Raw genomic sequence first — 15,285 nt, 5'->3', positions numbered from 1 at the left:
AAAATTAAGGATTCTTAGGCTAAACACAGCTTTCACCGGTGTATTAAAACAACATCCCACCGGAAATTTTAATTAAAACAATACCTTTGCAGAAATATCTGGATTTTGTACAAGAAACTTCTGGGGCAAACCGCACTGTACGGGCTAACTACAGTGGTCATCCGCTTGTTCCCATTTATCATCAACCCTTATATCACCGATGCTTTCGGGCCTACCGCCTACGCTCCGTTCGCCGATTTCTATTCGGTGGCTGGTGTGATCGCGGTTTTACTTACGCATGGCATGGAAACCACTTTTTTCCGGTTTTCACTGGATGAAAAAAATGACCAGAAACTGATTTCCACGGCATTTTTCAGTGTACTGGGGGCAACCTTGCTGTTTTTGGCTTTCACTTTATTGTTCCGGAACGACCTCGCGGTAGCTTTCAAAACCCCTACCCACGTTGATCTGCTGACCATATTGGCGGTTATTTTGGCTTTGGATGCCTTCTCCGCCATGCCTTTTGTGATGCTCAGGAAAAATGAGCAGCCATTAAAGTACGCCTCGGTAAAAATCACAAACGGAATCGTAAATTTCATCCTCGTCATTTTCTTTTTACAGATTTTACCACGCTTCCCCGAAGGTTTTTTAGGATTAAAATACAATGCAACTTTTGGCATCGGCTATGTATTCGTGGCCAATCTGGTGGCGAGCGCGCTTACGTTCCTGATGATGTTTAAAGATGTCTTCAAGGCTAAACTAAAGCATTTCTCGTGGCAATTATGGAAAAAAATGATGAAGTATTCCTGGCCGATCACCATCGCCGGACTTGCGGGCATCATCAATGAAACCCTGGACCGGCAGTTCCTGAAATTTCTTCTTCCCGAAGAAATCGCGAGGCACGAACTCGGGGTGTACGGCGCTGTGGCGAAAATCGTCACATTTGTGGTACTTTTCCGGCAGGCCTATGTTCTGGGGATTGAACCGTTCTTCTTCAGTCACTCTAAAAATGAAAACGCAGGAAAAACGTATGCCAGACTGATGGATGTTTTCATTGCGGTGAACTGCCTGATCGTGCTGTTCCTTTGCATTAATCTGGATTGGATTTCGAGGTTTTACCTTAATAATCCGGCCTATTATGTGGGGATTGATATCCTGCCGCTGCTTTTTTTCGCCAGTTTATTTTTAGGGATTTACCTGAATCTTTCCATTTGGTATAAACTTGCCGACAGAACGATTATCGGGGCTTATATTTCGGGGATTGGGGCGTTGGTTACGATTGGCATTAACTTTTATTTCATCCCTGCGTACGGATATTGGGCTTCTGCCTGGGCTACACTGCTGTCTTATTTGGTGATGATGCTGGTATCGTACATTTGGGGCCAGATAAAATACCCCATTCCTTATAATTTATACCGTAATCTGGTCATTATCCTGCTAACCATCGTACTTTCACTTGTTTTTTATCAAAATTTAAAACACGATATTTGGCTCGGCAACTTAATATTTATAGTTTTAGCGGCAATTTTAATAAAAGTTCAAAACCTAATACCTAAAAGTCTTCTCCAAAAAATCAAAAGATAAATGAATATTAAAATCATTAATAAATCAAAACATCCGCTGCCGAAATATCAGACCGAACTTTCAGCCGGCATGGACCTGTACGCCAATATTGACGAAACCATCACTTTAAAACCACTTGAACGAAAGTTGGTTTCCACGGGATTATTTCTCGAACTGCCAGCCGGTTTCGAAGCCCAGGTAAGACCCAGAAGCGGTCTTGCATTAAAAAACGGCATCACTGTACTGAACGCGCCAGGGACAATCGATGCCGATTATCGCGGCGAAGTGGGTGTAATTCTCATCAATCTCTCTTCCGAAGATTTCTTTATTAAAGATGGCGACAGAATCGCGCAAATGGTGATCGCCAGACACGAGACCGCAGAATGGCAGGAAGTCACCGAACTCGCTGACAGCCAACGCGGAAGTGGCGGCTTCGGCAGTACATCAGAAAAAATATAATAAGCAGTTGCTTTTTGCAGCAAAAAATAAAATAAAACCAACATGAAAATCATTGTCCCTATGGCCGGCCGAGGCTCCAGACTTCGTCCCCACACCCTTACCGTACCGAAACCACTGATCCCAATTGCCGGAAAACCCATCGTGCAGCGCCTGGTAGAAGACATTGCCAAGGTTGCCGGGGAAAAAATCGAGGAAATTGCCTTTATCATCGGTGATTTCGGGCCGGAAGTAGAAGCTTCCTTAATTCAAATCGCCGAAAGGCTTGGCGCCAAAGGAACCATCTACACACAGGATGAGCCATTGGGGACCGCACACGCCATCAAATGTGCGGAGCCTTCCATGCAGGGCAACGTCGTAGTAGCTTTCGCCGATACTTTGTTCAAGGCAGATTTTATTCTTGACACGAACTCAGACGGTGTGATTTGGGTGAAAAAAGTAGAAGATCCTTCCGCCTTCGGAGTTGTAAAACTTGATGATTACGGTTTTATCACCGATTTTGTTGAAAAGCCACAGACTTTTGTCTCAGACCTTGCGATTATCGGAATTTATTATTTTAATTCCGCTGAAAAACTCATGGATGAGATCAACTACATCATGAATAATAACATCAAGCAGGGCGGCGAATACCAACTTACTACTGCTTTGGAAAACCTTCGCCAAAAAGGCGCAAAATTCTCGCTCGGTAAAGTGGATGACTGGATGGATTGCGGCAACAAGAACGCTACCGTAGAAACCAACGCGAAAGTGCTGAATTATGAGAAAGATGCTGTGGCCAACTATCCGGCATCAGCTAAAATCGAGAATTGCCTGATCATTCCGCCATGTTTTATTGGGGAAAATGTAGAAATCTCCAACTCTAAAATCGGGCCGTGCGTATCTTTAGGTAATAACACCAAAGTGGTGAATTCTAACATTGATAACTCTTTAATCCAGGAAAATACATTGATCGATCATGGTAACCTCAGTAACTCCATGATTGGCAACTCTGCGCAGTATTTCGGTGTGGCACGCGAGATTTCTCTCGGCGATTACTCAGTGCTGGATTTCCTTTCTAAGAGCTGATTGGCCTGAAATTAGAATAAATTCGCCAGTTACTGTCACAAAACATTTGGCAGTAATTGGCGTTATTAATCAAAAACCAGATTTCATGAAAAAATACTTCACCATACTTATCGCTGCCGCACTCGCTTCATGTACCACACAGCAACCGGCCACCAGCAACCCTGTATCCACTACCGCACCTGTTACTTCAAACACGGCTTTCTTTAAGGAAATTTCTAAAAAGCCAGATTTTCAGCAGGTAAAAATCTCTTCGCGGGTAGATGTACAGACCGGAAGTTTTATCCCTACGCTTGATGCGACGATTTACATTGAAAACGGGCAGAAAGTCTGGATGAATATGGTGGCCGTTTTCCTCAACGTTGGGCGCGGGATAGCAACACCAGCCGGTATTAAAGGATACGAAAAATGGAACAAGACCTACATTGAGTCTGATTTCACTTATCTTAATAATTTACTGAACGTCAACTTCATTGACTTTTCTTCGCTACAGAATCTGCTTACAGGGCGTACCTTCGTCCCGATAAACGAAAAGGATTTTGTACTTACTAAAAATGCGCAGGGTTACACCCTTACTTCTCCCGATAATTTAAAGTTCGGCAAACCCGGAAAAACCACTGAGTATAAAGTCACATTACAGTATACCTCAGATCTGAACCTTTCGAAAGTTTTACTTACGAACGCCAAATCGCAAGAAGAATTGGAAGTGAATTATACGAATTGGACGAAATTTGAAAACATCCATCTGCCAAAAAACGTTAAAATAAATATAAAGGGAGATAAAACAAGCCAGATTTTACTTGAAAACACGAAATTTGAAGGCTCTAAAATGGATACACCGTATTCCGTGCCCAATAATTATACGAAAACAGAGATCAAATGATTAGGAAAATAAGCTTTTTAATAGGACTATTATTGTTCGGAACTTTATTTTCACAGAAAAAAGAACAGCTGCAAAAACAAAATGCAGAACTAAAAAAGCAAATCGCATCCATCAACGCCAACCTGGCAAAAACCCAACAACAATCCAAACTTTCTGTCGCCTATCTGAATGAGGTTCAGAAGAAAATTCAGCTGCGCGAAAAAGTGTATACCAATACCCAGAAAGAAAAACGCCTGATTGAGGATGACATCTATCTTCGTCAACTCGAGATCAACCGCCAAAACCGGGAGCTGGCTGTCCTCAGAAAAAACTATGCCGAAGTATTGGTAAAAGCCTACAAAAACAAAGGCGTGCAGAACAAAGTGACCTTCATCTTATCTTCTAAGAATTTGGGGGAAGCCCTTCGCCGTGTACAATATCTGAAAGATTACGCGGATTATCAGGATAAAAAAGCGGCTGAAATTTCTGATGCCGCTAAAAAACTTCAGGAAAATATCGCATCAAAACAGAAATCTGTTAAAGACAAAGAAACGCTGCTCGCCAACCAGCAAAAAGACCTTCAAACCATCGCGGTAGAAAGGAAACAGAAAGAAAACCTCTTAAAAGAATTTAAGAAAAACGAAGCCCAGCTCACCGCCGAACTGAAGCAGAAACAAACCGAATCTCGCAAGCTCGAAAGCCAGATACGCTCCATCATCGCGGAAGAAATAAGGATTGCCAAGGCCAAAGAAGAAGAACGTAAAAAAGCGGAGGCTGAAAAAATACGTTTGGCTAAAATCGCCGCAGAACGCGAAAAGGCACGTATCGAAGCGGAAAACAAAGCCCGCCTGGAAGCCTTGGCCCTCGAGAAAAAACGTGCTGATGAAGAAGCCAAGCGTTTAAAAGATATCGCTGACAAAAAAGCCGCTGAAGAAGCCGAACGCTCCAGAATTGCCGCTGCCGCTGAAGCCAAAAAAACCGAGGATGCACGCCGTGCCGCTGATGCCGAAAAAGCAGAAGCCCGAAGAGCCGCCGCGGCCAGAGATGCTGCCGTTGCCGCCGCCAATGCAAAAGCTGCCGCCGAAAAAGCCGCCGACGCGCGCGAAGCAGAAGCTGTACTCGCCAAGAAAAATGAAGACCAGAAAAAAGCCGCGGAAACAAAAGCCCTTACGAATTATGGTGTGAGCAGCGCCGTAGGAAACAACTTCGCAGCCAACCGCGGAAAGATGGGGATGCCAGCTTACGGAACCATTACTCACCGTTTTGGTCGCCAGCCACATCCTGTTTTCAAAAACATTATTGAAGAAAATAACGGAATTAAAATTGCTGTGAACAAAGGTACCGTGGCAAAATGTGTAGCGCCAGGGACAGTATCGCGCGTAGTAGCGTCCGGGGATGGCTCGAAAATGGTTTTTGTGAAACACGGGGATTATTTTACCATCTACGCCAACCTTTCCAATACGATGGTTTCAGCCAATCAGCAGGTTTCTGCAGGAACGTCTATTGGTACTGTGGGTGCAGATTTCGACGGAACCTACACGCTCGATTTCCAGATCTGGAACGGTACCAATCCCGTGGACCCGCTTGGTTGGGTAAATTAAAAAATATAATCTAAATTTGTAAAAATTTAAGCAATGGAAGCACTTACCATATTAGCTCTATCTTGGCAACACCTGCTGGTTGTAGCGGTGATTTTACTGATTTTTTTCGGTGGGCGTAAAATCCCTGAAATGATGAGGGGTTTAGGCTCTGGCATTAAAGAATTTAAAGATGCCGTAAAGGAAGAAGAGAAAAAAACTGAAGAGCCCAAAAGCGACTCAAGCATTAACAAATAATCCTGTTGCATGAATTTTGCGGAGAAAGCATGGTCCATCTTCAACCAGTCGATTGAGGATTATCACCAGCATGATAATGTAGATACCCCTGTGAATAACCCTTACCAAAACGGCAGTTTGGAATGGCTTTTGTATGCTAAAAACTGGATTGACACCGTCCAATGGCATCTAGAAGACATCATCCGTGATGAAAACATTGCGCCCACCGAGGCACTGAAGTTAAAACGCAGAATAGACTCCTCTAATCAGCAAAGGACTGATTTAGTGGAGTTTATTGACAGTTGGTTTCTACTGAAATATGCAGACATCACGCCTTCCGCGGCAGCCAAAATTAACAGCGAAACCCCGGCTTGGGCGGTTGACCGCCTTTCGATTTTAGCTCTGAAAGTCTTTCATATGTCCTTGGAAGCCCACAGAGAGTCGGCTTCGGAGGAGCACAGATACAATTGCACTGCAAAACTGAATGTATTGCTGGAGCAGCAAAAAGATCTTTCGGAGGCAATAAATCAGTTGTTATTCGATATTGAGAACGGTAGCGTGAAGATGAAGGTGTACAAGCAGATGAAAATGTATAATGATGAAAGCCTGAATCCGGTCCTGTATCAAAACGTAAAAAATGACCAAAAATAAATGTGCGTACATTTTATTGCTCTTTTTTATTTTTTCCTGTACCACTGAAAAAATAAACCTTTCCCCTATGGGCGAACAGCCAGTGGGTACAGAAACGCAAAATATTCCGCTATTAGATGACAGGAAAAGCCTGATCCTTTATTCCTCTGAAATCACCAATCTTATCGCATCTTTTCCTAAATTCAGAAATGATGGCGTAAATACGGAAATCACAGCGCTGAAATCACACCTGCGTGACTATGTGGACGCCATGAAATCTCATAATTTAATAGAATTGGAACGTTCTTATAACAAATTTGAACGTTCTTACAAGAAACTTCAGAAGCTAAGGAAATTCCTTAACCCAGATGAGGATGAAGTCCTGAACCGCTATCTGGTAAGAATCAAAATAAACATGAGTCGCCTCAACAGTACGCTGCCTACAGACTCTTTATCTTCGATCTAAAACATCACAACAATCCATGCTGAAAATACAGGCTGAGGCCAATGTGCCTACCGAATACGGCAATTTCCGGATGATCGCTTTCTCTGAAAACCACAGCGACTGGATGCCACACATGGCCATTATTGCAGAACACACCTCCTTCAATGCCCCGGTGAACGTCCGTTTCCATTCCGAATGTATTACCGGTGAGGTTTTTCATTCTAAAAAATGTGAATGTGGGCAACAGTTGGATGCTGCGATGAAATTTATTCATGAAAATGGCGGCATCATCATTTATCTTCGCCAGGAAGGGCGCAATATTGGCATCATCAATAAACTGAAGGCCTACGCGCTACAGGAAAAAGGTTTTGATACCGTACAGGCAAACCTAAAACTTGGTTTACCGGCAGACGATCGCAATTTTTCGGCGGCGATTGAAATTTTGAATATCCTAGGAGTGAAAAGCGTGAACCTGCTGACCAACAATCCTGAAAAGATGCGCATCGTGCAGGAAAGTAATATTGAGCTGGTTAAAAGGATCCCGCTACAAATGAACGCTACCAACGAAAGCGAAAGCTATCTGCAAGTCAAAAAAGATTATTTTGGTCATTTGCTGGATGATGATAAAAATATAACGCTCTGAGAAAACTCAAAGCGTTATTTTTTTGTACTTGCTATTATTCCTAAAGATTTATCGCAGCTTCCAGTGCCAATTCAATCATCGGTGTAAGCGCCTGCTCGCGTTGGTCGGCAGAAATATATTCACCGGTTGGGATAATATCTGATACGGTAAGTAAAGTTGCCGCATTCTTTCCTAGATATTGTGCATTGGCAAACAGCGCGAATGCTTCCATTTCAACTGCTGAACAGTTATATTTCTTAGCAATCTCGGGTATGCCCGGGTTTTTTCTGTAGAAAATATCACTTGTATGGATATTGGTTGTTTTCAATTCTTTAGAAAGATTTCTGGCGGTATCGTTAATCACAGAAAATGCTTTCCCCTGATGTGGCAACAGATCCTCTTCAATCTCCCAAGAATATTTGGCGTATGTGGATTCGCTGGCTGCATTTTCTACATTTAGCAAATCATAAACGTTAAGTTCTGAAGTGTAGCCACCGCAGGTCCCTATTCTGATGATCGTATCTACATCATATTCTGTATAAAGTTCGTATGAATAGATACCAATGCTAGGCGCGCCCATTCCACTGGCTCCTACAGTCACTTCTTTCCCTTTATAGAGACCGGTGTAGTAGAAAACATTTCGGGTTTTACTTACAAGTTTAATATCTTCCAGAAAATTTTCGGCGATGTATTTCGCCCGCAGCGGGTCGCCCGGCTGTAAAACTGTTTTTGCGATTTGCCCTTTTTGTGCAGCAATATGAACACTCATAATGATAATTTTAATTTCAAAAAATAAAGGTAAGCAATTAAAAAATAAACCTGAAATCCAAAGGAGGAAAACAGGTCTGTAGAGATTAAATGCTGTTAAAAATCATAATAAAACCTGCTGTGTGAGGCAGGTTATTACATTGTTCATTAAGGACGGTCTGGGATGTTATAATATTGTAATACACTCTGGTAATCGGTATATTTTATATTTGCGTTGGCATTTTTTGCTTGGTTGGCAGGTACTAAAACGATACGGAAACGCTGGTTGTTAAGGTAGGTGTTAGCCTCTGTCGCTGACAGTGTGGCTTGATCAAAATTGGCTTCTGTGTAGATTTCAATATTCCTACTGTCGAACAGGTAGTTATAATCAAGTTCGTTATTATTACCCAGATATTCAGTTTTAGGAATTAACTGCCACACGGCGCCGTTAGAATTCCCTGAATTGATGTTCCGATACACCAATACCACATCATTTGTAGAAATATCTATTCCTTGCGTAATCGTGTAAGAATTACCAGCATTGAAGGAGCCGGTGATATCGCGCATTAACGGGTAAGTATCGTTGTCCACCGAGTCATCACGGTCATCGCAGCTTGCAACAAAAATGGCCAGTAAAGCAAGCAACATTATAGAAAGGTACTTTTTCATTGGTAATTTTTTAAAGGTTTGTTATTGCAGCAACTCAAGATGTATGCCATAGTTTATAAAACTTACCGTGTAAAAATTGTATTTTTGTTCTACATCACCTTTAAAAAATGAAATATCCTTTCCTAACAGCCCTCTTTTCATTGCTGATATTGTTCAATATCAAACTTAGCGCGCAATATCAACCCGAGAATATTACTAAAAATGAATTGAAAAAAGCACATCTGTGGGTAGATAAAACCTACCAATCCCTAAGTCAGGATGAAAGACTGGGGCAACTGTTTATCGTGGCATTATACACGAATAAAGGCGAAGAACATATAGAAAATGTGCGCAAAACCGTACTTTCTGAGCAGATCGGGGGACTGATTCTCATGCAGGATGACGCCACACGGGAAATAAACCTTATAAATGAATTCCAGAAAAAATCAAAAGTGCCATTACTTATCGGCATGGATGCGGAATGGGGTGTATACCAACGCATTGCAGGCGCTTATAAATTCCCGTGGTCTATAGCCCTAGGCGCGATTCAGGATAAAAACCTGATTTATGAAATGGCCGCAAAGATTGCTGAAGATTGTAAACGCATGGGCGTGAACTGGAATTTCGCCCCTGTAGTTGATGTTAACACCAATCCCAACAACCCAATCATCGGTAACAGAAGTTTCGGTTCTGAAGTGGCTAATGTAATCTCCTCTGCGTTGGCCTACAGCAAAGGATTGCAGGACCATGACATTCTGGCAGCGATAAAGCATTTCCCAGGGCATGGCGATACCAGTACCGATTCGCATTTAGACTTACCGGTGATTTCACACGTAACTTCACGCTTGAACGCTGTAGAGCTCGCACCCTTCAAAGCCCTGATGAATAAAGGAATTGGTGGCGTAATGGTAGCACACCTGTATGTCCCCGCGCTCGAACCACAGCAGGGAGTCCCAGCTTCGGTTTCCAAAAATATCATCACCGGACTTTTAAAAGAAAAATATGGCTACGAAGGCCTGATCATTACAGACGCGTTGAATATGGGCGCTGTAGCCAAACGATACAAACCGGGCGAGCTTGATGCGCTTGCCTTTAAAGCCGGTAACGACCTGATGCTTTTTTCCGAAGGTGTGAAAGAAGGTAAAAGACTGATACAGTTGGCCATAGACAAAGGTGAAATATCCGATGACCGTTTGGCAGAAAGTGTGAAGAAAATCCTGCTTACCAAATACTTTTTGGGCCTGCACCAATATCAGCCAAGAAACCCTGAAAACATCATTGCTGACCTTAATAACCCCTCTCACCAACAGTTGGTGCAAAAGTTATATGCAAACGCACTTACATTGATTAAAGACGAGAAGAAACTCTTCCCGCTCCGCTCAAAGGAAACTGTTTATTACGTCCCGTTAGAAGAAGCTCCGCACGAGACATTCCATCAGGAACTTACCGGAAATATCGAGGTTATCATTAAAAAACCTTCCGAAATCGGTGGCATCCCAGCCAACGCTAAGGTGATTGTAGGACTTCATAAAGATAACAGTACGGCTTATAAACCTTATAAAATATCTTCGGAAAGTAAAAAAATCCTCTCAGACCTGAGCAAGACACAGCGCGTAATCCTTACCGTTTTTGGTTCGCCATACGCTTTAAAAGATGTAGATTTATCAAATATTTCTACCGTTGTGGTAACGTATGAAAATAATGATGATGCGATGAAGGCTGCGGTTGCGGCGTTCCAGGGGAAAACATCGGTGTCGGGGCGTTTACCGGTTGAAGTCAATAAGTATCTGAAAGCTGGCATGGGGATCAGTTTGCCAGCAAAAACCGTCAAGTAGCGCATAAATTTAAGTAAAAAACAAGCAATTATATGAAGATCGGAATCTTATGTTATCCAACCTATGGGGGCAGTGGCATTGTGGCCACAGAACTGGGGATGTCGCTGGCCCGGAAAGGTTACGAGGTGCATTTCATCAGTTCTAATTTACCCGCCCGGCTGGATATTACCAATCCGAATATTTTCTTTCATAAAGTGAATGTGCAAACGTATCCGCTGTTCCAGTATCAGCCTTACGACATCGCGCTTTCCTCCATGATCTATCGTGTTGTAACGCTTTACAAACTCGATTTGCTGCACGCGCATTATGCCATTCCTTATGCTTACGCGGCTTTTACCGCCAAACAGATGCTTAAAGAAGAGGGCAAAGACATCCCGTTAGTAACCACGCTGCACGGTACCGACATTACCCTGGTAGGCCAGCACCCAAGCTATAAACACGCGGTGGAATTCTCTATAAATCAATCAAATACCATCACGTCTGTCTCAGAAAGTTTAAAGAAAGACACCTTAAAGATCTTCCAGATTACCAAAGACATACAGGTCATCACCAATTTTATCGACAACAGCGAGTTTGAAACAGAACACGACTGTAACCGCCATCAATTTGCCACCGCCGATGAAAAAATACTCATCCACGTCTCTAACCTGCGGCCGGTAAAACGGATTGGTGAAGTGCTGGAGATTTTCAGAAATGTACACCGCACCATCAAATCGAAACTCATCATCATCGGTGAAGGTCCCGAGATGGAAAAAATCAGTCAGTTCTTAGAAGAAAACCCGCACCTGATTGGCGAAATCAGGCTATTAGGGAAGGTAAACGACCTTTATAAGATCCTGCAACTTTCGGATGTATTCTTACTCCCTTCTGAGCAGGAAAGTTTTGGCCTTGCCGCACTTGAAGCGATGGCTGCCCATACGCCCGTCATCAGTTCAAACGCCGGCGGAATCCCCGAGGTAAACATCCAGGGTGTTACAGGTTTCCTGGCAGAAATCGGGAACGTGGAAGCCATGAGCAACTACACGATAAAACTACTCAGCGATGAAAACCTGCTGTCTGAGATGAAGAAAAATGCAAAAGAACAGGCTGTGAAATTCGATCTGAAGAATATCCTGCCAGTCTATGAAGCGATGTATGAACGGACGCTGGCCGATTTTAAGCATAAAAATAACGACACGCTGTGATAACCGATAATTAGCTGCGATGAACGAAAGGCTTCTTCAATATCTTTGGAATTACAAAATCTTCACCGGTTTTGATTTTAAAGATACGGAAGGAAACGCTATTGAAATCATCGACTTCGGCCGCTGGAATTTCGATTCGGGACCTGATTTTCTGTTCGGGAAAATTAAATATAAAAACGTAGTCTTAGCCGGAAATATCGAACTACATCTGAAATCCTCAGACTATATTTTTCACAGACACAGCGGAAACCCTGAGTTCGAGAATCTAATTCTACATGCGGTATTCTACCATGACACCGACATCGCAGCGCTTCAGCAACACAACATCCCCACACTCGAATTGAAAAACCATATCGATACAGATGTGTTGCAGAAATACGAATCGCTGCTTCTTCATAAAGAGTTCATCCCATGCGAAAGCATCTTCAGTACTGATAAAATACCTTTTGGCTTTACCGAGGAAACATTGTTGAAAAAACTGGATGAAAAAGCTATAGAGATAGAAAATTCCCTTAAAACTCATAAAAACAACTATGAGGCGGTACTGTTCCATCAGCTTGCCTACGCTTTCGGACTGAAAGTGAACGCCGAAATCTTCCGACAGATGGCCGAAAGCATTGATTTCTCTGTGTTGAATAAAATCAGGCAGAACCTTACCCAGCTTGAAGCGCTTTTTTACGGACTTTCGGGCTGGCTAGATAATCCTGAAGATGAGCAAATGCTGCTCTGGAAGCGAGAATTTGATTTTCTGAAAGCCAAATATCAACTGCCCGGCCTTACCTTTACGCCAAAATTTTCAAAACTACGGCCGCCCAATTTCCCTACGGTTCGTCTATCGCAGTTCGCCGCGCTGTACCATCAGCAACAGCATCTTTTTTCTGTATTGATGAATGCCGATGACGTGGCTGCGCTGGCCGCGGTTTTTGGGCAGGTAAAAGCAAGCGAATACTGGAGCCGGCGGTTCAATTTCGGGAAGATTTCAAATGTTGAGAACCAGAAAATCATGACTTCGGACTTCATCCGTTTAGTCCTTATCAATGCTGTATTGCCGCTTAAGTATGCATACCACAAAAACAGTGATGAAGACATCCATGATAAGATACTCGGCTTTTACCGCGACCTGCTGCCGGAGAAAAACTCGGTGACCGACCGTTGGAAGCTGCTGAATGTACCCATTAATAACGCCTTGGAAAGCCAGGCTTTTCTTTATCACTACAAAAACTTCTGCCAATACAAGCGGTGTCTGCATTGCGGCATAGGATTGCGGTTGCTGAAGGAGACACGCTGATTTGTAGCTATTCTGACATAATTCATTTGCGGCCCGAAGCGTTTCATCTTATTTAGTCTTACCTTTACATAAACAAATTTCTCAGCTATGTTCGACTGGTTAAAGGCACTGCTGCTCCCTGTAGAAAACCCCAATGTTACCCAATCCATCATCGTCCTAATTCTCGCCGTGGGATCGGGAATTTTTTTTGGCCGACTGAAACTTGGCAAAATCACCTTCGGTGTTTCTGCTGTGATGTTTACCGGGCTCCTGTTAGGCCATTTTGGGTATCGGATGGATGAAAGCATCCTTCTCTTCATACGCGATTTCGGTTTAATTCTGTTTGTGTACGGCATCGGGCTGCAGGTTGGCCCTTCGTTCTTCTCTTCCTTCCGGAATGAAGGCTTGAAGTTTAATCTTCTGGCTGTATCTACCGTACTTTTAGGCGGGTTAGTAGCTGTTGGGCTTTACTACATCACCGGTTTACAAATGGAAGATCTGGTGGGCATCATGAGCGGTGCTGTCACCAATACGCCGGGGCTTGGTGCCGCAAAAAATACCATTGAAGAAATCTCCGCTAAGTTCCCCGACCGTGCTTTCAATGACCCTGCTATTGGTTATGCGATTACATATCCACTGGGCGTTTTCGGCATCATCGGTACCATCATCATTTCGAAATTTCTATTGAAAATTAATCCGGAAACAGAAATGCGCAAGTTCCGGATGTCTAAGATCAATACAGAACTGCCTTTGATTCATAAGAAGATGCGTGTCACCAACCCAGAATTTTTCGGTAAAACACTTCACCAAAGCCTGAAAGAATGTGGGACAAACATCGTGGTATCCAGGCTGAAACACAGCGGTAGTGAGGCGGTGAAATCGCCGACAGCCGATATGGAGCTGCGCAACCGTGATGTACTGATGTTGGTTGGCCTAGAGAAAGATGTGGATACTTTTATTGAAAAAGTTGGGCGTCCTTCGACGGATTTGTTCATCGAATCGGCTTCTGATATTCATAACCGCAATATTTTTGTCACCAAACCTTCAGCTATACATAAAAAACTTTCAGAACTTGATCTGTATAATACGTACGACCTAAAGGTAACCCGCGTTTTCCGTGCCGGCCGCGAAATACTGCCACGCCCTTCCCTGGAATTGTTTTACGGCGATAAATTACGTGTAATTGGCTCGAAAGAAGCCATCGCGGAAGTTGAGGAAATCATCGGTAACTCTGAAAAGAAACTGCTTGAACCTGATTTCCTGTCCCTATTTGCAGGTTTGTTGCTCGGTGTCATCTTAGGTTCAGTACCAATTGTCATCCCGAGTTTGCCGGTGCCTATAAAACTTGGTTTTGCGGCCGGCCCGCTGATTGTCGCCCTGCTCATCAGCCGCTATGGCGGTATTTCGTTCATCCATTCATATATCAATAACGGAGCGATTTATTTTATGAAGGATTTTGGAATCTGTCTGTTTTTTGCGGCTGTAGGGATACACGCCGGCGATGGGTTTTATGAAAATTTCATCAAATATAACGGCTGGAACTGGCTGCTGTTTGGCTCGGCCATTACGTTTATCCCATTAATTGTAATGGTAATCGTGGGACATTTCATCATGAAGATCAATTATCTGCAGCTGTCCGGCATTATGAGTGGCAGCTATACGGATCCGGCGGCGCTTTCATTCAGTACCAATTACCTGGATTCCGACATCCCGATCCAAAGCTACGCGCAGGTGTACCCGCTGGTGACTATCTTCAGGATTTTTGTCGCGAGTCTGCTGATTCTCATCTTCTGTTAAAGCAAAAAAAGCAACTGAAAACAGTTGCTTTTTTTTTATTTTTTTTCTTCACCAGTGGTTTCCGGGAAACGCTGCTGGGTAAAATCTCTTGAGATGGCCGCTTTCTCGAACTTCAGTTTTCCGGAGAGCGTTTCGATGACAACCCCATCTTCCATAATCTGGGCAATTCTGCCGTGCATGCCGGAAGTCGTCACTACTCTGCTGCCTACCTTAAGTGTGGCTTGAAAGTTTTTTTCCTGTTTTGCCTTACGCATCTGCGGACGGATCATCAGAAAATAGAATCCTACGAACATCAGTCCCATCATAATCATGGTTGGCATCATAGAAGCTTCACCGCCAGGCGCGGCCTGTAAAAATATTGATATCATTGTATA

16 protein-coding genes are annotated in these 15,285 nt (G+C 43.3%); 13 read left to right on the top strand and 3 right to left on the bottom strand.

Translation table 11 applies throughout. From position 1 onward, the window contains the following. The first annotated feature begins 105 nt into the window (after positions 1-105). The 9 genes from CO230_RS01050 to ribA all read left to right on the top strand — a co-directional run bounded on the left by CO230_RS01050 (position 106) and on the right by ribA (position 7,454). Positions 106-1,563 (top strand): lipopolysaccharide biosynthesis protein, encoded by a 1,458-nt coding sequence (locus CO230_RS01050; RefSeq protein WP_122026918.1) that lies wholly within the window; start codon positions 106-108, stop codon positions 1,561-1,563. Beyond that, positions 1,564-2,001 carry a dUTP diphosphatase gene (gene dut / locus CO230_RS01045; protein WP_122026917.1) on the top strand — a complete coding sequence of 146 codons (438 nt, stop codon included), beginning with the start codon at positions 1,564-1,566 and terminating at the stop codon, positions 1,999-2,001. Positions 2,002-2,043: 42 nt separating this feature from the next. Beyond that, positions 2,044-3,063 (top strand): sugar phosphate nucleotidyltransferase, encoded by a 1,020-nt coding sequence (locus tag CO230_RS01040; protein ID WP_122026916.1) that lies wholly within the window; start codon positions 2,044-2,046, stop codon positions 3,061-3,063. An 85-nt stretch (positions 3,064-3,148) separates the two neighbouring features. After that, positions 3,149-3,943: a DUF4292 domain-containing protein gene (locus tag CO230_RS01035; RefSeq protein WP_122026915.1), complete on the top strand. Its 795-nt coding sequence runs from the start codon at positions 3,149-3,151 to the stop codon at positions 3,941-3,943. Continuing rightward, complete coding sequence (locus CO230_RS01030) at positions 3,940-5,523, top strand: M23 family metallopeptidase (protein ID WP_122026914.1); 1,584 nt, start codon at positions 3,940-3,942, stop codon at positions 5,521-5,523. Before CO230_RS01035 ends, CO230_RS01030 begins: the two co-directional genes overlap by 4 nt. Positions 5,524-5,556: 33 nt before the next feature. Beyond that, positions 5,557-5,757 carry a twin-arginine translocase TatA/TatE family subunit gene (locus CO230_RS01025; RefSeq protein WP_122026913.1) on the top strand — a complete coding sequence of 67 codons (201 nt, stop codon included), beginning with the start codon at positions 5,557-5,559 and terminating at the stop codon, positions 5,755-5,757. 9 nt (positions 5,758-5,766) lie between these two features. Next, the gene (locus CO230_RS01020; protein ID WP_122026912.1) at positions 5,767-6,387 is read left to right on the top strand and encodes a DUF4254 domain-containing protein; all 621 of its coding nucleotides are present in this window, start codon (positions 5,767-5,769) and stop codon (positions 6,385-6,387) included. Positions 6,388-6,454: 67 nt separating this feature from the next. Further along, the gene (locus CO230_RS01015; RefSeq protein ID WP_162989947.1) at positions 6,455-6,832 is read left to right on the top strand and encodes a hypothetical protein; all 378 of its coding nucleotides are present in this window, start codon (positions 6,455-6,457) and stop codon (positions 6,830-6,832) included. A gap of 16 nt (positions 6,833-6,848) precedes the next feature. Further along, positions 6,849-7,454 carry a GTP cyclohydrolase II gene (gene ribA / locus CO230_RS01010; protein ID WP_122026910.1) on the top strand — a complete coding sequence of 202 codons (606 nt, stop codon included), beginning with the start codon at positions 6,849-6,851 and terminating at the stop codon, positions 7,452-7,454. Between the two features lie 40 nt (positions 7,455-7,494). Here ribA and deoD read toward each other — a convergent pair whose 3' ends face one another. Further along, positions 7,495-8,202 carry a purine-nucleoside phosphorylase gene (gene deoD, locus CO230_RS01005; RefSeq protein WP_122026909.1) on the bottom strand — a complete coding sequence of 236 codons (708 nt, stop codon included), beginning with the start codon at positions 8,200-8,202 and terminating at the stop codon, positions 7,495-7,497. 146 nt (positions 8,203-8,348) lie between these two features. Beyond that, on the bottom strand, positions 8,349-8,849 hold the full coding sequence (locus CO230_RS01000; protein ID WP_162989946.1) for a hypothetical protein: 501 nt from the start codon (positions 8,847-8,849) through the stop codon (positions 8,349-8,351). Positions 8,850-8,956: 107 nt separating this feature from the next. Here CO230_RS01000 and CO230_RS00995 point away from each other — a divergent pair, with 107 nt between their 5' ends. From CO230_RS00995 to CO230_RS00980, 4 genes are all read left to right on the top strand, one after another. Next, positions 8,957-10,663 (top strand): glycoside hydrolase family 3 protein, encoded by a 1,707-nt coding sequence (locus tag CO230_RS00995; protein ID WP_122026907.1) that lies wholly within the window; start codon positions 8,957-8,959, stop codon positions 10,661-10,663. Positions 10,664-10,695: 32 nt separating this feature from the next. After that, positions 10,696-11,847 (top strand): N-acetyl-alpha-D-glucosaminyl L-malate synthase BshA, encoded by a 1,152-nt coding sequence (gene bshA / locus CO230_RS00990; protein WP_122026906.1) that lies wholly within the window; start codon positions 10,696-10,698, stop codon positions 11,845-11,847. Between the two features lie 19 nt (positions 11,848-11,866). Further along, positions 11,867-13,135: a DUF2851 family protein gene (locus tag CO230_RS00985; RefSeq protein WP_122026905.1), complete on the top strand. Its 1,269-nt coding sequence runs from the start codon at positions 11,867-11,869 to the stop codon at positions 13,133-13,135. 87 nt (positions 13,136-13,222) lie between these two features. Next, the gene (locus tag CO230_RS00980; RefSeq protein ID WP_122026904.1) at positions 13,223-14,911 is read left to right on the top strand and encodes a putative transporter; all 1,689 of its coding nucleotides are present in this window, start codon (positions 13,223-13,225) and stop codon (positions 14,909-14,911) included. Positions 14,912-14,946: 35 nt separating this feature from the next. On the opposite strand, the gene yajC is transcribed toward CO230_RS00980, so the two are convergent. Further along, complete coding sequence (yajC, locus tag CO230_RS00975; RefSeq protein ID WP_122026903.1) at positions 14,947-15,279, bottom strand: preprotein translocase subunit YajC; 333 nt, start codon at positions 15,277-15,279, stop codon at positions 14,947-14,949. Positions 15,280-15,285: the final 6 nt, after the last annotated feature.

This window comes from Chryseobacterium sp. 6424 (assembly GCF_003692615.1).
Classification (GTDB): Bacteria; Bacteroidota; Bacteroidia; order Flavobacteriales; family Weeksellaceae; genus Kaistella.
Note: the sequence above shows the minus strand (reverse complement) of the source record. Positions and strands in the feature narration are given on the sequence as shown.